The organism is Acinetobacter sp. NBRC 110496 (genome assembly GCF_000876115.1).
Taxonomy (GTDB): domain Bacteria; phylum Pseudomonadota; class Gammaproteobacteria; order Pseudomonadales; family Moraxellaceae; genus Acinetobacter.
The window spans coordinates 171,958-192,247 of record NZ_BBTF01000001.1; the positions used below are offsets into that span (position 1 = coordinate 171,958).

Annotated in this window: 25 protein-coding genes; 20 read left to right on the forward strand and 5 right to left on the reverse strand. The window is 40.2% G+C overall.

What is annotated here, in order from left to right; all coding sequences use genetic code 11:
- Positions 1-179: 179 nt before the first annotated feature.
- From Aba26S_RS00920 to Aba26S_RS00995, 16 genes are all read left to right on the forward strand, one after another.
- A complete protein-coding gene (locus tag Aba26S_RS00920; RefSeq protein ID WP_005241886.1) occupies positions 180-524 on the forward strand; it encodes a PilZ domain-containing protein in 345 nt (114 codons plus the stop codon).
- Between the two features lie 24 nt (positions 525-548).
- Positions 549-1,322: a TatD family hydrolase gene (locus Aba26S_RS00925; protein WP_005241885.1), complete on the forward strand. Its 774-nt coding sequence runs from the start codon at positions 549-551 to the stop codon at positions 1,320-1,322.
- Between the two features lie 40 nt (positions 1,323-1,362).
- Complete coding sequence (locus Aba26S_RS00930; RefSeq protein WP_004757931.1) at positions 1,363-1,971, forward strand: TetR/AcrR family transcriptional regulator; 609 nt, start codon at positions 1,363-1,365, stop codon at positions 1,969-1,971.
- Positions 1,972-1,982: 11 nt separating this feature from the next.
- Positions 1,983-2,531, forward strand: a complete 549-nt coding sequence (locus Aba26S_RS00935) for a Tfp pilus assembly protein FimT/FimU (RefSeq protein ID WP_043969775.1) — start codon at positions 1,983-1,985, stop codon at positions 2,529-2,531.
- Positions 2,532-2,712: 181 nt separating this feature from the next.
- Positions 2,713-3,105 carry a type II secretion system minor pseudopilin GspI gene (gene gspI, locus Aba26S_RS21290; RefSeq protein ID WP_227541479.1) on the forward strand — a complete coding sequence of 131 codons (393 nt, stop codon included), beginning with the start codon at positions 2,713-2,715 and terminating at the stop codon, positions 3,103-3,105.
- On the forward strand, positions 3,102-3,893 hold the full coding sequence (gspJ, locus tag Aba26S_RS00945) for a type II secretion system minor pseudopilin GspJ (RefSeq protein WP_043969777.1): 792 nt from the start codon (positions 3,102-3,104) through the stop codon (positions 3,891-3,893). The genes gspI and gspJ overlap by 4 nt, the downstream gene beginning before the upstream one ends.
- Positions 3,890-4,885, forward strand: coding sequence for a type II secretion system minor pseudopilin GspK (gspK, locus tag Aba26S_RS00950; protein ID WP_043969778.1), 996 nt, complete (start codon positions 3,890-3,892; stop codon positions 4,883-4,885). The genes gspJ and gspK overlap by 4 nt, the downstream gene beginning before the upstream one ends.
- Positions 4,886-4,992: 107 nt before the next feature.
- Positions 4,993-5,589 carry a 6-carboxytetrahydropterin synthase gene (locus tag Aba26S_RS00955; RefSeq protein WP_005241876.1) on the forward strand — a complete coding sequence of 199 codons (597 nt, stop codon included), beginning with the start codon at positions 4,993-4,995 and terminating at the stop codon, positions 5,587-5,589.
- A gap of 45 nt (positions 5,590-5,634) precedes the next feature.
- Positions 5,635-6,348, forward strand: coding sequence for a uracil-DNA glycosylase (ung, locus tag Aba26S_RS00960; RefSeq protein WP_005241875.1), 714 nt, complete (start codon positions 5,635-5,637; stop codon positions 6,346-6,348).
- Positions 6,345-7,469 (forward strand): enoyl-CoA hydratase/isomerase family protein, encoded by a 1,125-nt coding sequence (locus Aba26S_RS00965; protein ID WP_171067835.1) that lies wholly within the window; start codon positions 6,345-6,347, stop codon positions 7,467-7,469. The genes ung and Aba26S_RS00965 overlap by 4 nt, the downstream gene beginning before the upstream one ends.
- A gap of 5 nt (positions 7,470-7,474) precedes the next feature.
- Positions 7,475-7,984 carry a tRNA adenosine(34) deaminase TadA gene (gene tadA / locus Aba26S_RS00970; RefSeq protein ID WP_043969779.1) on the forward strand — a complete coding sequence of 170 codons (510 nt, stop codon included), beginning with the start codon at positions 7,475-7,477 and terminating at the stop codon, positions 7,982-7,984.
- A 66-nt stretch (positions 7,985-8,050) separates the two neighbouring features.
- Entirely contained in the window at positions 8,051-8,491 is a 441-nt protein-coding gene (locus Aba26S_RS00975) for an SRPBCC family protein (RefSeq protein ID WP_043969780.1), read from the forward strand.
- Positions 8,492-8,500: 9 nt separating this feature from the next.
- The gene (gene cmk, locus Aba26S_RS00980) at positions 8,501-9,181 is read left to right on the forward strand and encodes a (d)CMP kinase (RefSeq protein ID WP_043969781.1); all 681 of its coding nucleotides are present in this window, start codon (positions 8,501-8,503) and stop codon (positions 9,179-9,181) included.
- A gap of 114 nt (positions 9,182-9,295) precedes the next feature.
- A complete protein-coding gene (rpsA, locus tag Aba26S_RS00985; protein WP_005241870.1) occupies positions 9,296-10,978 on the forward strand; it encodes a 30S ribosomal protein S1 in 1,683 nt (560 codons plus the stop codon).
- 157 nt (positions 10,979-11,135) lie between these two features.
- Positions 11,136-11,438: an integration host factor subunit beta gene (locus Aba26S_RS00990; RefSeq protein WP_004653854.1), complete on the forward strand. Its 303-nt coding sequence runs from the start codon at positions 11,136-11,138 to the stop codon at positions 11,436-11,438.
- A gap of 14 nt (positions 11,439-11,452) precedes the next feature.
- Complete coding sequence (locus Aba26S_RS00995) at positions 11,453-11,818, forward strand: lipopolysaccharide assembly protein LapA domain-containing protein (RefSeq protein WP_004653853.1); 366 nt, start codon at positions 11,453-11,455, stop codon at positions 11,816-11,818.
- A gap of 90 nt (positions 11,819-11,908) precedes the next feature.
- Here the strand turns inward: Aba26S_RS00995 and Aba26S_RS01000 are convergent, their stop codons facing one another.
- Together Aba26S_RS01000 and Aba26S_RS01005 are read right to left on the reverse strand one after the other, a co-directional pair.
- Entirely contained in the window at positions 11,909-12,235 is a 327-nt protein-coding gene (locus Aba26S_RS01000; protein WP_005241869.1) for an AzlD domain-containing protein, read from the reverse strand.
- Positions 12,232-12,888, reverse strand: a complete 657-nt coding sequence (locus tag Aba26S_RS01005) for an AzlC family ABC transporter permease (RefSeq protein ID WP_043969782.1) — start codon at positions 12,886-12,888, stop codon at positions 12,232-12,234. The genes Aba26S_RS01000 and Aba26S_RS01005 overlap by 4 nt, the downstream gene beginning before the upstream one ends.
- A gap of 89 nt (positions 12,889-12,977) precedes the next feature.
- Here Aba26S_RS01005 and Aba26S_RS01010 point away from each other — a divergent pair, with 89 nt between their 5' ends.
- Together Aba26S_RS01010 and pyrF are read left to right on the forward strand one after the other, a co-directional pair.
- A complete protein-coding gene (locus Aba26S_RS01010) occupies positions 12,978-13,526 on the forward strand; it encodes a helix-turn-helix domain-containing protein (RefSeq protein ID WP_043969783.1) in 549 nt (182 codons plus the stop codon).
- A 112-nt stretch (positions 13,527-13,638) separates the two neighbouring features.
- A complete protein-coding gene (gene pyrF / locus Aba26S_RS01015; RefSeq protein WP_043969784.1) occupies positions 13,639-14,319 on the forward strand; it encodes an orotidine-5'-phosphate decarboxylase in 681 nt (226 codons plus the stop codon).
- 16 nt (positions 14,320-14,335) lie between these two features.
- Here pyrF and Aba26S_RS01020 read toward each other — a convergent pair whose 3' ends face one another.
- Positions 14,336-15,253, reverse strand: a complete 918-nt coding sequence (locus Aba26S_RS01020; RefSeq protein WP_005241859.1) for a lysine exporter LysO family protein — start codon at positions 15,251-15,253, stop codon at positions 14,336-14,338.
- A gap of 216 nt (positions 15,254-15,469) precedes the next feature.
- Here Aba26S_RS01020 and Aba26S_RS01025 point away from each other — a divergent pair, with 216 nt between their 5' ends.
- Positions 15,470-16,039, forward strand: a complete 570-nt coding sequence (locus Aba26S_RS01025; protein ID WP_005241858.1) for a TetR/AcrR family transcriptional regulator — start codon at positions 15,470-15,472, stop codon at positions 16,037-16,039.
- Positions 16,040-16,073: 34 nt separating this feature from the next.
- Here Aba26S_RS01025 and Aba26S_RS01030 read toward each other — a convergent pair whose 3' ends face one another.
- On the reverse strand, positions 16,074-17,300 hold the full coding sequence (locus tag Aba26S_RS01030) for a multidrug effflux MFS transporter (RefSeq protein ID WP_043969785.1): 1,227 nt from the start codon (positions 17,298-17,300) through the stop codon (positions 16,074-16,076).
- Between the two features lie 231 nt (positions 17,301-17,531).
- Positions 17,532-19,046, reverse strand: a complete 1,515-nt coding sequence (locus Aba26S_RS01035; RefSeq protein WP_043969786.1) for an NAD(P)/FAD-dependent oxidoreductase — start codon at positions 19,044-19,046, stop codon at positions 17,532-17,534.
- A gap of 155 nt (positions 19,047-19,201) precedes the next feature.
- On the opposite strand from Aba26S_RS01035, the gene Aba26S_RS01040 reads away from it, so the two are divergent.
- Positions 19,202-20,221, forward strand: a complete 1,020-nt coding sequence (locus tag Aba26S_RS01040) for an AraC family transcriptional regulator (RefSeq protein ID WP_043969787.1) — start codon at positions 19,202-19,204, stop codon at positions 20,219-20,221.
- The last annotated feature ends 69 nt before the right edge of the window (positions 20,222-20,290 follow it).

Here is a 20,290-nt window from a genome sequence, read left to right on the forward strand (position 1 = left end):
ATTTGTTGTTTGTTCGATTGTTTTCTATAATCAAGTTATAAATCGAGTATAGGTTTTTTACGGGCCTGTCACTAGAGTGTGTGCTATAAATCCACACAACTTTTGTAATATATTTAGATTTATCAATGGTATAAAATTATTAATGTTTTAATTAATTGAGTGTTTGACAGGGGAATGTTATGCAACCACAAATGATGGGCGGAATTATACAGGTTAATATTACTGACAAATCTACATTGCAATCTAGCTATATGCCTTTTGTATCGGGAGGGGGGTTATTTGTACCGACCAAACAGGCAGTTAAAATGGGACAAGAAGTGTTTGTATTGGCAACGTTGCCTGAGCAATCACAAAAGATTCCTCTCACAGGAAAAGTGATCTGGATTTCACATAAACAAACCCATTTTAAGCCACAAGGCTTTGCAATTCAGTTGGTTGGTGAAAAAGGTGTGTATTATAAAAATGAAGCTGAAAAGCTTCTTGCTGGTATGAAAGGCTTGGATCGTCCAAGCTATACGATGTAGTTGTTAAGAGAATAGGAAAAAAGAGTGTTTGTTGATACGCATTGCCATTTAACCATGTTGGATCTGACACCTTATAACGGTGATTTAGATCAGGCACTGGAGCAAGCTCGGCTTGCAGGTGTTTCCAAGTTCATGGGGATTTCAGTCGATTTGGATGATCATGTTAAATTGGCAGACATTGCGGCAAGACATGATGATGTTGGTTACTCAGTCGGTGTGCATCCTTGTGAAGATGAGCAGATTATGGCGCGTGCAACAACCGACTATCTTGTGAAGCTTGCACAATCAGATAAAGTCTGGGCATTGGGGGAAACGGGGTTGGACTATTACCATAGTACTGATTTCGTGGCTGAGCAAAAACGTTGCTTCGCACGCCATATTGAAGCGTCGAAAATTGTCAAAAAGCCTGTAGTGGTGCATACCCGAGCAGCGAAACACGATACAGTCGATATTATTCGGGCGGAACACTCTACACATGGTATTCTGCACTGCTTTACTGAAGATTGGGAAACTGCCAAAGCTGTTCTGGATTGTGGTTATTATATTTCCTTTTCAGGAATTGTCTCATTCAAAAATGCACAAGACTTGCGGGATGTTGCGAAACAGGTGCCACTTGATCGGTTACTGATTGAAACGGATAGTCCTTATTTGGCACCCGTTCCATACCGTGGTAAAACCAATGAACCGAAATACGTTCCTTTTGTAGCAAAAGCATTAAGTGATGTATATGATAAATCGGTTGAAGAGATTGGCAGGATTACAACACAAAATTTTGAGAATCTCTTAAATTTGAAATAAACGGTTTTGTTGTATTAGGAAAGAGAGTTATTACGTGAAAATGGATCGGCAAGCTCAGTTCAGAGCACGAGAAGTATTAATTTTTCAAATCGCGGAGCAACTCCTATTAGAAAATGGTGAAGCGGGCATGACACTAGATGCCTTAGCAGCGGAACTAGATCTTGCAAAAGGGACCTTATACAAACATTTTCAAAGTAAAGACGAATTATATATGCTGCTGATTATTCGCAATGAGCGCATGTTACTTGAAATGATTCAAGATACTGAAAAAGCTTTTCCAGAACATTTGGCTTTTTTTATGCTGCATCATTTGCATCATCCTGAGCGTACCGCTTTATTTCACCAAATCGAAGAACGTCTTTCAACAACGGGTCAGGGCATTCAGTTGCTGTTTAGTGAACTATATAAAGTGCGTCGACAACGTTTACGTATCATCATTCGAATGACTGAGAGTTACTTGTTGGACATCAATAGCACCATGACCACACGTGATTATCTCGCCTCCATTTGGTCGTTGACCTATGGCGCGGCTGTAATTTTGAATTCGAGTTTTTATCAACGTTACATTGGATCGCGAGACACATTGCGTGTTGCTTATATTGAACAGGCACTCGCATTACCCAAGTTACTTGAATCTGCTTTACCTTAGTTGAAAAGACGATGAGATCATCACTGCGATTACAAAAAGCCTTTACTCTGATTGAGGTCATGGTGGTGATTGTCATTATGACGATTATGGCATCTTTGGTGGTGTTAAATATCGGTGGAGTGGATCAACGTCGAGCAATGCAAGCTAGGGAAATGTTTATTCTTGATCTCAAAAAAATTAATAAAGAAGCGACAGATCAGGCCAAAGTTTTTGCCTTAAACACTCAAAATGCTACAGATGTTGCCCCATTTAGTTATAACCTGTTTGAATATCACGATCAGAGTCGGGAGCAGATTCAACAGGCAGATCGTACTTGGCGGCTCTATAAAGAATTTAAAACCCGACAGTTACCAGATCGTGTTTCTTTCAGTATTCAAAGCTTAGACACGGCAAACTATAGCAAAGCGAAAAATGAAGATTTATTGGGTGGTAAAACACCACAACTAATTTGGTTCGGCAATGGTGAAGTGAAGCCAGTTCGGATTCAGTTCTATTATGAGCAACAACCAATTGGCCATGAGTTAGAGCTAGATCATTTGGGTAAAATAGATGAAAATTAAAGATTCAGATGATAGCTCTCCGTCTTCTTGCGAAGCTGCGCTTCTCAGGGTGAAACGTTGTTTCACTAACCTCTATACTCGAAGCATAGCTTCTCGCCTTGCAGCAGGGCCGAGCGGTGCTCGATTTAATCGTGCTCACTTCGAGCATAGCTCTTCGTCTTGCGCTCGAGTGAAACGTTGTTTGACTAACCCTCGCTCAGGATTTACCTTACTCGAAGTAATGGTGGCTTTGGCGATTTTTGCCGTGGCTGCCATCGCGTTAACGAAAGTCGCGATGCAATATACGCAATCGACAGCAAATGCAATCTTAAGGACAAAGGCACAATTTGTCGCAATGAATGAAGTGGCAAGGATGGAAATCAATCAGGAATGGCTGGACGGGACACAATCCAAGCAAGTGACTTCGCAAGGCGAAACGTGGCAAATTGACAAAAAAGCACAATCTACCATTAGCCCGAAGATACAACGCATCGAGTTACAAGTCAGTTTATTTAATAATGAACAAGGGAAGGTTGAAGCGGGTGTTACTAATCTTGTGTTCTTTAACTATCCAGCAAAGGCTAGAACACAATGACATATAATTTCGAGCATCGCTTTTCAACTTGGATTCGGGCTAAGCGTGGCTTTCTTGCAAAGCGATCTAGGCCTGCTTTCAATCGTTCTTCACCTCAGTCAGGATTTACCTTAGTGGAATTGCTGGTTGCAATCGCAATCTTTGCTGTACTTTCCATGTTGGGGTGGAAGGTATTTGATTATCTATTAAAAGTAAAAGATAGAAATGCAGAGCATGAAATGCATTTATTTGCCTTGCAAGATGCTTATCAGCAGGTTTTAAGAGACAGCTTGCAGATTATTCCATTGACTGCAAATGATGGTCGACAGTTACAGGCTGCTATTGTGTTGAATAATCAATATTTTGCTTTTAGCAAAGCAGGTGTTTCTGACCCATTGAAACAGGGACTATCACCTTATGAACGTATTGAATATCGATATGACTCTACACAAAAGAAAGTATATCGACTGAAATATTCAAATCTTAATATTCCAAATCGTGTACAGCCAGTCTCAAGTACCTTATTGGAGAATGTTGATCAATTTAAAGTGATGGTTCTGAATCCTCAAGAGCTAACTCAATGGCCAGAAAATAGTGATCCAAACAATATAGCCGAGCTCAAGAAATTACCCTTGGGTTTGAAAATACAGCTGACCGTTGCTGGTACTGATTATGAATGGATCTTTAGCCTGTTAAATACGCAAGTTTATTCACAATACCTAGGGAACTCAAATACAAATGGGGGAATAAACCCACCGAATAAAGATGGATCAAATTCATCTAATCATACCGAGCTTCCATCACAATGATTAAGATAAAAGAACGCGTCAGTAAAAAGTCTCATGGATTTGGGGCATCTCAGCATGGTGTCGCCTTATTGACCATTCTGGTGATGGTAGCTTTAGCGACAATTTTAGCAGCGACTATCGCGAAACGACAAACCAATACCTCGGAAAATACGGGGTATTTGATGCGTCAAAATCAATCTTTATTATATGCAAAAAGTGCAGAAGCTTTCTTCTCTGAGTTGCTCATTCAAGACAGTGATAATGGTGGTGCGATTGATCATTTACAGGAAAATTGGGCTAAGCCCATGCCCCCATTTCCAGTAGAAGATGGCTTTGTGTCAGGACGTTTAACTGATGAGTCGGGGAAATTTAATCTCAATAATTTGGTTAAAGCAGACGGTAATCAGGTGGATGACTCGGCTCGACGTTGGTTTGAAAAGTTGCTGCAACGAGTTGGTTTACCTGCGGAACTCAGTCAGGCTGTAATCGATTGGCAAGATACCAATGATGAGGTAGCAGGTGCAATGGGGGCTGAGAGTAGTTATTATCAGGGGTTAGATCCTGCTTATTTAGTACCAAATACAAAATTTCATAGTGTTGAGGAATTAAAGTTGGTGAGAGGCTTTGAAGGTAAAAATTATGATTTGATTAAGCCTTATGTGACTGCTTTGCCAGAGAGAACCAAGGTCAATATGAATACTGCTTCTGCGTTGTTGCTGGCCAGTATTGACTCAAAAGTAGATGTAAAAGCGGTGGAGCAAGAGTTGAAACGTAAGCAGGCTGACTTAAGCTACTTCAATAACGTCGATGATCTATGGAAGCTAAGTGCATTTTCTGGCATAGACGAACAAAGCAAAACAGATGCAGCTACGTTGCTAGATAGCAAGTCAAACTATTTTACCGCACAAATCGAAGTTGTTTTAAGCGAACGAAAACGCCAATTTACCAGTTCATTAATGAGAAAAGACAAACAAGTATTTGTTTACTCTAGAAGTTTGTCACCATTTGAGTAATTTAAAGATTGGTTTATCAAATGGTGACAAGGTTTAAAATCAATCCCAATGCCGCTTTTTTTGTTTTATAATAAAATCCGTTTGCAGATAAAAGATTAGCTTGGTGCATGTTAATTCGTAAATTATTTAAGTTTGAAAATGCTCATATTGTACGGAACTGTACATCGGATCGTTGTAAGCGCTCGATTCATGGGCATAGCTATAAAGTTGAATTATTATTAAAAGCGTCAAAGTTGGATCATGGGCAAATGGTCTATGACTTCGGTTTGTTAAAAGGCGTGATCAAAGAGTTATTTGATAGTTTTGATCATGCGATCTGTTTTTGGCAGAAAGATGATCCTGCATATATTGATGCATGTAAAACATTCAGCGCACGTTGGATTGCGTTGCCTGTTTCACCCTCAGCCGAACAATTTTCCCGTATCTTCTTCTATCTTGCTCAGCAGGTCTTGAATTCAACCACAACTCAGAATGGTGAGGGTGATGTGCAGGTTTATTCTGTTATTGTGCATGAAACGGATACGGGTTATGCACAGAGCTTTCAGGAAGATATTGACAATGCGCAAATGGGTGCATTAAGTCTGGACCAAATTGTATTTTCAGAACAGGTACAAGCCGAGTGGAGTGACATTCAAATGTACGAAAATCTGAAAAATGGAATCAAATTCCAAAATCCAAACGTAGAATTACAAGTTAATATTTGAGTGCTTTCTTCACTTTATTGAGTGAATATTTTTCAAGGAATATGGATGGAAATTACTGAACAGCAGCAGGACAAATTAAGTAAAGTTCAGTTGGACGAGTCTTGGAAAATCTCATTATCAGAGTTTTTACTTAGCCAGAAGATGGATGACTTGCGTGAGTTTTTACAACAAGAAAAGCTTGCCCAAAAAACAATTTATCCACCAAGTAAACAGATTTTTAATGCACTGAATACAACGCCGCTTTGTGGAGTAAAGGTCGTGATTTTAGGGCAAGACCCGTATCACGGTCCAAATCAGGCCAATGGTTTAAGTTTCTCTGTACAAAGAGGGGTTGCATTACCGCCATCTTTGCGTAATATTTTTCACGAATTAAATACGGATTTGGCTGTACCGATTTCACGTCATGGTGACTTGAGTAAATGGGCGGCACAAGGTGTGTTATTACTTAATAGTGTACTCACGGTAGAAGCGGGTCAACCAACTTCTCATCAGAAACGCGGGTGGGAAGATTTCACCGATGCAGTCATTGATGTATTGAATGAACAGCGTGAACATGTGGTGTTTATTTTATGGGGTGCTTATGCGCAGCGTAAAGGCCAACGTATTGATCGTAATAAACATCTGGTTCTTAGCGCAGCACATCCATCACCCCTAGCTGCGAATCGTGGTGGTTTTTTTGGCTGTAAAGTGTTTTCTAAAACTAATCATTATTTGAAACAACATGGCATTGAGCCTATAGACTGGCAATTGGACGCATAATGACTTCTCCTGATTTAAATAGCTATCATCCAGATTTAGTTATTGAACACGCAAAAAATGGTTGGCGAATCATTCGTCTGAACCGCCCTAAATCTTTGCATGCACTGGATGAACCAATCGTCACTGCATTGCTTCAGGTTTTCCAAGATTTTCATGTCGATGAAACAGTTAAAGCCATTTGGTTTGATTCCACTACGCCTAAAGCATTTTGTGCTGGTGGAGATGTTCGTAAATTACGTCAATTAGTTATTAATCAGGAAGTTGACGCAGCCAATCAATTCTTCCAGCAAGAATATGCGCTTGATTTGCTGTTACATAATTATGCTAAACCGATCGTGGTTTGGGGTGAGGGTTATGTCATGGGTGGTGGGCTAGGTCTGTTTATGGCCGCACCCTTCCGCTTGGTCACGCCTTATTCACGTTTGGCTATGCCAGAAATTAATATTGGTTTATACCCGGATGTCGGTGCGAGTCGCTTCTTGGCGGATCGAGGACAAATTGGCTTGTTTACAGGATTGACGGGTTCAATCATGACGGCTGCGGGTGCATTTAGCATTGGTTGGGCAACGCATATTTGTGAAGCGCAACGTGATAATGTCTTGCAAAAGGTATTAAATGTGGACTGGAACCATTATCCAGCAGGCGCATTTAGAGCAATTGACGACACCTTAAATAGTTTGCATCGTCCTGTAGCATCGGGTCCATTACAAAATTCGATTGATGTGATTCATAGCGTATGTCGTGGACAAAGCTTTGAATATGACTACCAGTCGATTATTGGTTTGAGTGATGCAAGTAGTGACTGGTTGCGTCAAGCCAGTGAAAACTTGCAGAAAGGCTCACCGAGTACAGCAGCGATTACTTGGTTGTTATGGCAGTGGGGCAAACAAGGTCATGCCTGGGATGAAGTTTTTGCACTGGAAGCGCAAATCTCTGATTGGAAAATCCGTCATCCTGACTTTGTTGAAGGGGTGCGTGCCCGTTTAGTGGATAAGGACTTATCTCCAGAGTGGCAAGCAACAGAGCAACTCAGCTTAAAAGGTATCTTGGGGGATTGTGCTCCTGTGACCAATATTGAAAGCTGGAATGCGCTATTAAAGCACTATGGTGTGATTGCCTGAGTCTTATGAGTTCTGAAAATTGTAATGATGAATACTGGATGCAGCTTGCCTATGAGCAGGCTGCATTGGCCGCAGCTCAAGGTGAAATTCCTGTGGGGGCCGTTTTAGTGAGCCATGGACGGATGATTGGAGCGGGATACAATGCTCCGATTACACTTTCTGATCCAACCGCACATGCTGAAATTCAAGCACTGCGTTCAGCCTGTCAGGCATTAAATAACTATCGTTTGCCAGACGATACTACGCTTTATGTCACCCTTGAACCTTGTACCATGTGTGTTGGGGCGTTAGTGCATGCACGTGTGCAGCGAGTGGTATTTGCTACAACAGAACCGAAAGCAGGTTCATTAGTCAGTGCAAGAGCATTACTCGATAGTGGCTATTACAATCACAAATTTGCCTTTGAGCAGGGTTGTCTACAAGCACAATGCTCGCAACAGTTGAGTGATTTTTTTAAGCAAAGGCGGGATGAAAAGAAGAGAATCCGGTTGTCAAAAACGTCCCTAAATGATTAAAAATGTCACTTATAGTATGGCAAACTAAGCCTCCCAAGATGTTGGGTCATATAAAAAGGCGATGTTATGCGTAATGCAATTACTGTAAAAAAAGAATTTAATGCACCGATCTCTGAAGTTTTCGACCTGCTGTCAAAACATGCCACGTATAACAAGGCATTTGCACCTTTGCAGGTTGTCCGTGTGAAGGACTCAACTGACCCGAAACGTCCTGATGGTGTTGGCTCGATTCGCCGCATGGGATTTGGTCCAATCAAGCCATTACAGGAAGAAATTACCTTACTGGAAGAAAATAAACGGATTGAATATAAGCTAATTAACAACCCGTTGGTGAAGCATCATCTGGGTCAAATTGAGTTTAAAGAAATTACACCTTTTATCACTTTGGTCACATATAAGATTGAATTTACGGCAAAAGCACCGTTGGTGAGTAAATTAGTTCTTGCACAACTGAAAGCAGCCATTACACTAGGCTTTTCAAAATTAGCCAAATCAGTTGCTTTATAAGAGATGGGAATGACAGTTCATATTATTACGATTGATGGTCCAAGCGGTTCAGGTAAAGGTACGCTGGCCGCTAAAATTGCAGCACATTACCAATTTAATTTATTGGATTCAGGTGCGTTATATCGTTTACTTGGGCTGTCATTGTTTCAACGTGGTTTGCTTGACCAAATTGACGTGAATTTAGACCAATGTGTCGAATATGCAACAAATTTGGATATCGAATTTAAAACGACCGAGGCGGCGACACAGGTCTTGCTTGATGGTGTGGATGTGAGCAATACCATTCGTACTGAACAGGTTGGAGAGTATGCCTCTAAAGTTGCAACTGTCCCTGCTTTAAGAAAAGCATTATTCGCACGTCAACGTGCATTTATTCAAGCACCAGGGCTGGTTGCTGATGGCAGAGACATGGCTACATCGATCTTTCCAGAGGCTCAAGCGAAAATTTACTTAACGGCATCAGCTGAGTCTCGTGCAGAGAGGCGCGTAAAACAGTTGCAGGGTATGGGGCTTGATGCTAAAATAAGCGACATTTTATCTAACATACAGGCTAGAGATAAAAGAGATATGGAGCGTACAGTTGCTCCGCTCAAGCCCGCTGAGGATGCGTATATCATTGATAGTTCTACAATAGGCATCAATGAAGTGTTTCAGCTGATGGTTGACTATATCAATAGCCGTATAAAATAGATACACAATTTTTTATCAGTTGAAGCATTGCTTGATCAGATTTTTTGGACAATGTAACAACTTAACTAAACCGGCCTTGTCTGATCCAAGACCGCGGACTTTATCAGGTATATCATGACCGAATCTTTTGCAGCCCTCTTTGAAGAAAGTGAATTAAACCTCAACGTTGAAAAGGGTGCAGTCATCCAAGGTACTGTTGTCAGTATCGATTCTGACTGGGTTACTGTTGACACTGGCCTTAAATCTGAAGGCGTTGTTGACCGTGCTGAATTTTTAAATGAACAACGTGAACTTGAAGTTCAAGTTGGCGATACTGTTGACGTAGTTGTTGAAGCGCTTGACAACGGTATGGGTCAAACAGTTTTATCACGTGAAAAAGCGAAGCGTGCTGAAACTTGGACTAAACTTGAGAAAATCTTTGAAGACGGCGAAATCGTTACTGGTGTTATCTCTGGTAAGGTTAAAGGTGGTTTCACTGTTGACATCGGTCCTGTACGTGCATTCTTACCAGGTTCTTTAGTTGACACTCGTCCTATTCGTGACACAACTCACCTTGAAGGTAAAGAGTTAGAGTTCAAAGTAATCAAACTTGATGCTAAACGTAACAACGTTGTTGTATCTCGTCGTGCAGTTATGGAAGCTGAATCTTCAGCTGACCGTGAAGCATTACTTGCTCAACTTGAAGAAGGTCAAACAGTTACTGGTACAATCAAGAACCTTACTGATTACGGCGCGTTCGTTGATCTTGGCGGTATTGATGGTCTTCTACATATCACAGATATGGCTTGGAAGCGTATCAAGCACCCTTCAGAAGTTGTTGAAGTTGGTCAAGAAGTTACAGTTAAAGTACTTAAATTTGACCGCGAGCGTAACCGTGTGTCTTTAGGCCTTAAGCAATTAGGCGAAGATCCATGGTTAGCGATCATGAGCCGTTACCCTAAAGGTTCTATCGTTAAAGCACGTGTAACTAACTTAACTGACTACGGTTGCTTCGCTGAAATCGCTGAAGGCGTTGAAGGTTTAGTACACGTTTCAGAAATGGACCACACTAACAAAAACATCCACCCATCTAAAGTTGTTCAGATCGGTGATGAAGTTGATGTTATGGTTCTTGAAGTTGACGAAGAACGTCGTCGTATTTCATTGGGTATCAAACAAACTCGTGCTAACCCATGGGAAGAGTTTGCTAAAGCAAATGAAAAAGGCGAAAAAGTTTCTGGTACGATCAAGTCAATCACTGACTTCGGTATCTTCATCGGTTTATCTGGTGGTATCGACGGTTTAGTACATTTGTCTGATATTTCTTGGAACGAACAAGGCGAAGAAGCGATTCGTCGTTACAAGAAAGGCGACACAGTTGAAGCAGTTATCTTATCTGTTGACGCTGAAGGCAACCGTATCAGCCTTGGTATCAAGCAATTAAACAGCGACCCATTCAATGACTTCTTGGCTGCGAATGAACGCGGTGCTATGGTTAAAGGTACTGTAACTGCTGTTGACGCTAAAGGTGCTACAGTTAAATTAGCTGATGACATCGAAGCAACACTTAAAGCTTCTGAAATCAACCGTGACCGCGTTGAAGATGCGACTAAATTCTTAGAAGTTGGTCAAGAAGTTGAAGCGAAGATCATCAACGTTGATCGCAAATCTCGCTCTATCAACTTGTCTATCAAAGCGAAAGACGAAGCTGAAGAGAAAGAAGCTGTGAACAATGCTCGCCAAGCTGCTGCGACTCAAGCTGCAGAAAGCAATGGTCCTAAGACTATTGGTGACTTAATTAAAGCTCAAATGAAGTAATTTGTTAAAAAGTACGTTTCTTGTAACTGAGACGTAGTTTTTTATACAAAAATACTGTAAACGGTAGCGTAGTAATCATGTACTGCGCTACCGTTTTGTATTTAAACAGGTTATTATTAAAAACATTGGAAAGTAGCAATAATTAAAGAGGTCATCAATGACTACTGAAGCACTTAATAAATCTGATTTAATTGAACGGATTGCACTAAAAAACCCACACTTGGCTGAGCCTTTGGTTGAAGACGCAGTTAAGATCATGATCGATCAGATGATTGAAGCACTTTCGAGTGGCGATCGTATTGAAATTCGTGGTTTTGGTAGTTTTGCATTACATCACCGTGAGCCACGTTTAGGTCGTAACCCTAAAACAGGTAAATCAGTTGATGTTGCCGCAAAAGCAGTTCCACATTTTAAACCTGGTAAGGCACTTCGTGATGCAGTAAACGAATCTGCTGAATAAGTATTGAGGTATTTATGCGTTATGTTTTAATTGCATTACTCGTTGCCATTTTTGGTTATTCACTTGCTTTGGTACTTCAAAACCCGGCTGAGCTACAAGTAGACTTGTTATTTACTCAAGTTCCAGCGATGCGTTTGGGGTTATTACTTTTATTGACGTTAGTCTTAGGTGTTGTTGTTGGTTTGCTTCTAGGCGTACAGGTTTTCCGCGTTTTCCAAACCAGTTGGGAAATTAAGAGATTGCGCAAAGATATTGATCATCTTCGTAAAGAGCAAATTCAACTTGCACAGCAAGCTGCCGCAGAAGCTGCTGCAAGTGTACGACATGAAAAAACAGTGTTGGATATCAATCCTGAGAGTCAAACACGTACTCCACTGTAATTGAGAATATTTTTAGTAATCAATCCTTGAAGATTTGATTACTGGATAGGAAATAGCCCTTTATTTTGATTAAAGGGCTATTTTTTTGCTTTATGGAAGACCGAGATATCTCAAGACTGCGGTAATTAGCATTGCGACAAGGATGACCACGATCAGTGAGTATTTCTTCCAGGCAAAAATAACGGCAACAGCAACCCCGATGATTTTACTGATACCGCTAAAATGCGTTTCAGTAAAAATGGTATTGAAAACAGCTAAGGTAAATAGGAGTACACAAGCAGAATCAGCAAGAAGTTGCTTATGCTGCTCTTTAAACGACATTCGATTGGCTAAATAAACGCCTGAATAGCGAATGAAATAGGTACCCAATGCAAGTATGACAATACCAGCAAAGATATAAGTTTCACTATATTTCATTTGGATTTACCCTTTAGTAATAAACCGAACATGGAAACTAAAACAGGTAAACCTGTAGGGAGCAAAGGAATAGAAGTTAAAGACAATGTCGTACCGAGAAACACGCGATTCCGTGTAGTTCTGTTCCTTAGCATAGGTAAAATCAAGGCAAAAAGAATGGCAGGAAAAGCAGCGTCAATGCCAAATATATAAATATCTGGAATACTTTTACTCAAGATGTAACCAATAAACACACCGATTGGCCAAAGAATACAAATACCCAATCCACACATCCAATACGCTTTTTTCTTGTTCTCATCTTCTTGCTGGCTTAATCCAAACATTACACTTTCATCATTCATGATATGGCAAGCAATAAAGCGAGATGCATTTTTTTCAATAAAGGTAGCAACAGATAAGCCAAATGGAAGATGGCGTAAATTGATGAATATTCCAGTCAATGCTGCGAAAAGAGGGTTCGCACCAGTCGCAATCATACCTACAAAAGTAAATTCAGCAGCACCTGCCAATACAGTTAAAGAGAGCATCATTGGAATCCAAATCGGTATATTGAAGCTCGCAGCAACGGAACCGAGTGAAAGACCGACAATACCTGTGGCGATTGAAATGAGACTGATAGCTTTGACGAGATTATAGCGCTCTTTATTTTGCATCTTTATTTTCTATATCAAACGAACGTACGATATAATAGATTAAATTCATATCGTTCGTCAAAGCGAACAACCGTTTTTTATGGTGGTTTATGGCATTGCCAATTGAAATTGTTGCAAAGGGTTTGCAGAGAGAGAGACAGAAAGCAGGGCTGTCATTGGCAGAAGTCGCGCGTCGGGCGGGCATAGCCAAATCAACCTTGTCGCAACTGGAAGCTGCGCAAGGAAATCCAAGCCTGGAAACATTATGGGCTTTGTGTGTGGCTTTGGATATTCCATTTGCAAAGTTAATGGAAAGCCATATTGTACAAACTCAGGTCATTCGTTTTGGTGAAGGGCCATCGGTTTCTTCTGAAATTGCTCATTATCAAGCTATTCTATTGGCTAATTGCCCAACAGGTGCGAGACGTGATGTGTATATGTTAACAACCCAACCGGGTGAGCCGCGTTGTAGTCAGCCACATCCGATTGGTAGTATTGAGCATATTATTATTATGAAGGGGCAAGCAAAGGTTGGATTAATTTCAGAGCCTGTATTGCTGAATGAAGGGGATTATATTTGTTACCCTGCGGATCAGCCACATATCTTTGAGGCACTGCAAGCAGATACGCGAGCAATTTTAATTTCAGAACAAAGATAGGTATATTTCAGCTTAGTGGAAAAGCTTTTTTTCAATATGAGAACTTTCTTGCTTTGTTCATGCTCTGAATCAATTTATAATTAGCCGATTTTTATGTGATGGAACTAGATTCGTGAGTATTATTGTTGCGCTAGACGCAAAAAGCCAATATGACGCCTTAACAATCGTAGATCAGCTTGATCCGTCACTTTGTCGTGTCAAAGTAGGCAAAGAGCTCTTTACTCATGTAGGCCCATCGATTGTTAAAAGCTTACAAGACAAAGGCTTTGACGTTTTTCTTGATTTAAAATTTCATGATATTCCAAATACCACGGCTCAGGCCGTATGTGCTGCAGCAGATCTTGGGGTATGGATGGTGAACGTGCATGCATCTGGCGGCCGTAAAATGATGGAAACCTGTGTCGAGCGTCTTAAAGCAGGCAATTATCAAACACAGTTGATTGCAGTTACTGTTTTAACTTCTATGGGACGTGAAGATTTACGGGATATCGGATTAGATATTGAACCTGTTGAGCAGGTAAAGCGATTGGCGAAACTTACTCAAGAGAGTGGTTTGGATGGTGTGGTATGTTCAGCACAAGAAGCTAAAATTTTACGTGATCTGTTAGGACAGGAGTTTGCCTTAGTTACTCCGGGGATTCGCCCTGAAGGCTCAAATGCAGATGATCAAAAACGTATTGTGACACCAAAACAAGCTATGCTGGATGGTTCAACCCATTTGGTGATTGGTCGTCCAATTACCAAAGCGGACAACCCAACTGAGATGCTTAAGTCAATTCTGGCTTCAATCTAATTGGGTTGGGCTTAGTCTAGAATTTTAGATTTAAAAACAAGCTGATTAAGAGTGGTGCGAGAAGAGATAGAATCAAGCCACTCATCATGGCATGTGGTACGTAATGTGTGCCACATGATTGTTTCACCATGGCAAGGGTGACATCCATCGAGGTTGCACCGGCACTTGAAATTGCAGAGCGTGGAAAGCGCCAACCCAGACAATACATCAATAAAATTGCAAAAATTTCTCTAAACAAGTCGGTTAAAAGTGCAATGCCACCAAGTTTGGCGGAATGCAATTCAGTAAATAAAATCCCTGACATTGAATACCAACCATAGCCTTGAGCTAAGGCCATGACTTCATTAAAGTTATAATTATTAGATAAAAGAATATAGTTCAGAATTGAGGCTAAACCAGAGCCGATGAATGCAGCTACGGGAACCATTAGGATTTTCCAGCTTAACCAGCTACGATCAAATTGAGTAAAGGCCAGTTCGATCCCGATCAAGAAAATAAAGATCAGCAATAAGTACCAGCTGTTAAATGCTATTTGAATGCCCGAAATCTTGATCAATACGCCCAGTAAAATACCGACTCCTAAAGCTAAAAAGGCTTTGGCAATATTTTTGAGTGCATTTAGAAAAAGATGTGATGAAATTTTGCCTTGAATGCTTTGCCGATCTATTAGTTTGTAGGTGAGAAGACAAATGAAAAAAGAACCAATTGAAGTGGTAAATGCAATCAAAAGCGCTGGCGGTAAAATGGTTGCAGGGTTTTGGATATGATTTAAGGCCTGAGTCAGTTCGAATGCGACACTAACCAATAAAATATAAGAAAAATAAGGCAGGATTTTGAATACAAATTGTTTAAGTGTCTGAGATAGGTGCGGTGCAACAAAATAGCCTAAGCTAAGGCAGATAAAAATTTGGAAGATTAAAACAAGAGAGGTCATACAATCAGCGTGTTTAGAGTGCTGATTTATTATGCAGGGAAATCTGATACTTGGGTAGATTTATATATCACTTGATATAGAATGTTTTGCAATAAAGGTGCATTTATATCCGTCAGAAGTCCCTAACACAGTTGATCAACTTCAGGATGCTCATTGTCGCTATGAATATTATATGGAGTGAAATATACTTTTTTAAGAAATAGAGGTAAATGATTTGTGACAGCAGCGAAGATTCAAAAATTTGCCTTTGAGCGTTTTGCAAAACAAGGCTTTGCAGCAACATCCTTAAATGAAATTGCGACTGATGTTGGAATTAAAAAGCCTTCAATTTATGCACATTTTAAAAATAAAGATGAACTGTATCTAAGCTTGATTCCGATCATGATTGATGAAGAACTGGGACATGCCAAAACAGTTTTGCAAGGTGGTATGGGAATTCAGCAGCAATTACACGCTTACTTCATGAGTATTGAACAACGCTTTGATCTCTCTTATGGAGTTCAGTTCTGGATGAATGCTTTAATTAGTCCACCTGTACACTTATATGATCAGGTGATTGAGCCAATGCATGTTTTCATGGCTGAATTGGAACAGGTGTTTTTACAGGCACTACAACAGTCGGTGTTGAAAGAAAATAAGTATCAATTAGACAGTACAATCTTGGCTCGGGTCTGTATGAGTTTTGTGGATGCACTACAAAGTGAATTGATCTACGGAGGACGAGATAAGTTCAGACTTCGACTAGATGCCATTCTAAAAACATTAGATGTTTTGATCAGCCCTTGATTGTAGTCAATTGCTGATCTGAGTACGATACTTATTATTCTGCTTTCGTCGTCGAAAAAGTGTCACTTTGTCTAAGTGCAGCATAAATACATAAGCTGAGTGCAATCATTCCGCAAACGAATAGACTGGCTGGGAGCAGGCTAATATTAATTTCAAACAAGCTCACGATCAAGCCAATCAACGAAGCCAAGGCATATTGCAATAAACCCATCAATGATGAAGCCGCACCTGTTAAATGTTGTGGGCTTTGTTGCATGGTCAATGCCGTTACATTGCCAAAAATAAAACCTGTAGACCAGATACTTAGTCCTAACAGTGCAACATACTGCCATAAGCTTAAGGTAGATAAAGAAACGCTGAGAAGTAAGATCAAACTGGCACCGCTAAATATACACATGCCCAGTATCAGTAATTGTTGTGCAGACCAACGCTTTAATAACATGATCGAAACTTGCCCAAGAATAATTAATCCGATGGCATTGGCTGCAAATAAAGTACTAAAACCTTCATTATGAATATGATAATGCTGAATAAAAATAAATGGGGATTGGCTTAAATAAACAAAAAAGCCGCCCAAGATAGAACCGCCCGCCAGCGTGTAGGCCATAAATTTTTGATTGAGAGCGAGTGTTTGATAGCTAATTCTGATTGTGCTGAGTTGGAGCGGCTGACGATACTCAGGTTTTAAGGTTTCTGGTATAGCGTAATTGCCCCATAACCATAAGATTGTACCGAGTATTGCCAATATATAGAAAATGAGAGTCCATGATCCGAATCGGAGAATGAAGCTACCAAACAATGGTGCAATGATTGGAATGATCATCATCACCTGCATCAGAATAGAAAAATTTTTGGCGCTGGTTTTGGCATCACAGACATCAGAAATAATTGCTCTTGGAACAACCAAACCGGCAGAGGCACCGATTGCTTGTAAAAACCGGGCTGCTAACAACCATTCAATGCTGGGTGCAATGGCAGCCAATAATGAGCCCAAGATAAATATTGCGATTCCAATCAATAAGGGATTGCGTCGGCCAAAGCGATCTAATAAAGGACCATAAATACCTTGACCAATTGCAAGGCCAATCAAAAATACCGAGAGTGTCAACTGAATCTGTCCAGCTGTGGTTGCAAAACTTTCGGCAAGCAGTGGAAACGCAGGCAAATAAATATCAATCGCCAACGCATCTAAGGCTGTGAATAAGGAGAGTAGTAGTAACAAAGACCAACTGATTTTAGAAATTGGAGCAGCAGATTGCATATGGTTTTAGACTCCAGTGCAGAAAGCAAACAGATATAGTTTTACTACCTAACGGTAGGTAGTTAAAATCATAGCATGGTTTTTTCCGTATTTGCTTATTAACAATACTGTTTTCAGTTGGAAAAGATAAAAGAATGAAAAGATGATAAGTGCAAGAGATAAGTTATTGTATCGCTTGGAAATAAAAAAGCCCCCATAGAATCGAGGGCTTTTTTAAATAGGCTTTACTCTTTATGCAGCATTAGATTTGGCAGCAGTTGAAGTACTCATAAAATTATAATCAGCGACATTGACTTTACGAGTCTCTAACCAATATCGCCATGTGTAGGTTGGCCATAACGAAAAGTTTTTACCATCAGCAGCTTGATACCAACTGCTACATCCACCCGCTTGCCATACCGTTCCTTTAAGCTGATCTTGTACACGCTGATTGAACTGATCTTGAACGTCATGCTTGATTTCAACTGCTTGAGTCCCTGTTTTATCTACCGTTTGAATTAACTGGAGAATATAGTTGACCTGAGATTCAATCATGAAAATCACTGAGTTATGCCCAAGAATGGTATTTGGCCCCAGTAACTGGAATAGATTCGGAAAGTTTTTGGTACTGATCCCATAGTAACTTTCTGCACCATCTTTCCATGCTTGCTTGAGTTCAATGCCGTTACGGCCAACGCAATCGAAATGTTTTAGGTATATACGAGGGTCGGTAATAAAACCTGTACCATAAATCAGACAGTCAATTTGACGTTCTTTGCCATCTTTGGTGATGATACTATTTGCGGTGATTTCTTGAATAGCATCTGTCACTAATTCAACGTTTTTACGGTTGAAGGTTGGGAAATATTTATTTGAAATTAAAATACGCTTACAGCCCATGACAAAATCAGGTGTTAGTTTTTTCGCCAGTTCTTTGTCTTTAACTTGGAAGCGGATAAAGGCTTCAGCCAGTTTCTGGCCATACTTCATGATCTGTGGTTGTACAATTGGCACAACACGAGATTCATTGGTCCAATACAGGCGGGTACGGTGAATCTGACGGTAGATATTTGATGCTTTAAATAAAGATTTGCTCAGTTGGGAGTATTTACGTTCATCACGAGGAATCACCCATGCTGCGGTACGTTGCAATACATAGAGTTGTTTGACCTCTGGCGCAATTTCAGGAATATATTGAATCGCACTGCCGCCAGTTCCAATTGATGCAACAGATTTGTCAGTTAGGTCATAATGATGATCCCACTGTGATGAATGGAAAACTTTACCTTTAAAGTTTTCAATGCCTTTCACATGAGGAATTTGTGGCACGTGCAGTGGACCTGAGGCAAAAATAACAAATTGTGCTTCAACTGTCGGTCGATCTTTCAGGGCTAAGGTCCAGATATTTCGGCTTTCATCAAACTCAGCACGAGTGACTTCATGTTCAAATTTGCAATAGTCCTTTAATTTGTGTTGTTCCGTGATGTCTTGGATATAGGTAAAGATTTCATCTGCTTCAGCATAACGCTTAGACCAGTCTGTTTTGGGAGCAAATGAAAGTGAGTACATATGCGATTGAACATCACAGGCTGCGCCAGGATATTGGTTCTCTCGCCATGTACCCCCCACATCATTGGTTTTTTCTAAGATCACAAAATCATTAATTTGACTTTGTAACAGGCGAATAGCCATTGCCAAGCCACCAAAACCTGCACCAATAATGGCAACTTTTGTTTTTTGAATCGCATTTTGGTTTACATCACGCATAGTTTGTGTCCTACACCGCTAAGTTTTGAGCAAGTTTAACGGTTTTCGTGAGATTAAATATGATTGTATCGACGTAAAACTTGATCATTTCGGCAATTCATTTGCTGAGGCTTTTATAGTAAAACATTAAAGTTTTGAGAATTGCATTCGAACTTATGAAGAGATCTATCCTCGGGTTGATGTATTTGATTCAAGGCATGCGTCATGTCGGTATTGATGTGGATGCACGTTTAGCAAATATGGGGATACACGCCGATGCCTTAGATCCAAGTTCAATTATTCCAGATGAAATCGAGTGGGATATTTTGCAGCATATTAGTCAGGACATTTCACCAGAACAAGGCCTATTCATTGGGCAGCATTATGCATTGGCTGGCTATGGACCGTTCCTGATGCTACTGGTGACCAGTGATACCCTACATCGTGCCTTACTCAATGGTGTTCAATATCAGCAGTTAACCCATCTATTTGGGAGCTTGCAGTTAAAGATTGAAAATGAGTTGATCTATTTGTTTTATCAACCTATTGATCTCAGTATGCATTTAGGCCAATTAAGGGCACAGTGTGAAATTTCAGGTACCTATAAGTTTTTACAAGACATCTTTAAAATGATGGGGTTGGATATACCCAAAATTCAGATTGAACTGCCATTTCAGCGCCCTAAAGATCTAGGGTTGCTTGCTGCTTATCAAGATTATTATGGTCAAGATGTCAAATTTGGATGTGCACAGGCCGCTTTTATTTTGGAAAATACACAAATTCTAAATACAAAAATTCCATCTGCTGATATTTTGACGTATCGCATTTATGAAGAAAAATGCCTTCAGGATATTCAACATTTAGAGAAAAGTGCGGCGCTCAAATTAACGATTGTTGAATATGTGCAGGATTATCTGGAAATGCAAAATGGGGTCATACCCACGATGGCAGAAACCGCTTGTGCCCTGAGTATTCCAGAACGTACCTTAAGACATCAATTGCAGCAAATGCAGACCAGCTATAAGGAAATTCGTGAACAGTTGATTAAACAGAAGGCGATTAAGTTCATTGAAAATAGTTCCTATTCAATTGAACAAGTCGCCGAAATGTTGGGTTATTCTGAGCCAGCGGCCTTCAATCATGCTTTTAAAAGATGGTTTGGATTGAGTCCGAGACAATATAATCGAAATCATTAAATGATTAAAAATGGTACATTTTGATGTTTAAACTCTATGATAATTAAGCCTAAAATCTAATGCCATTGA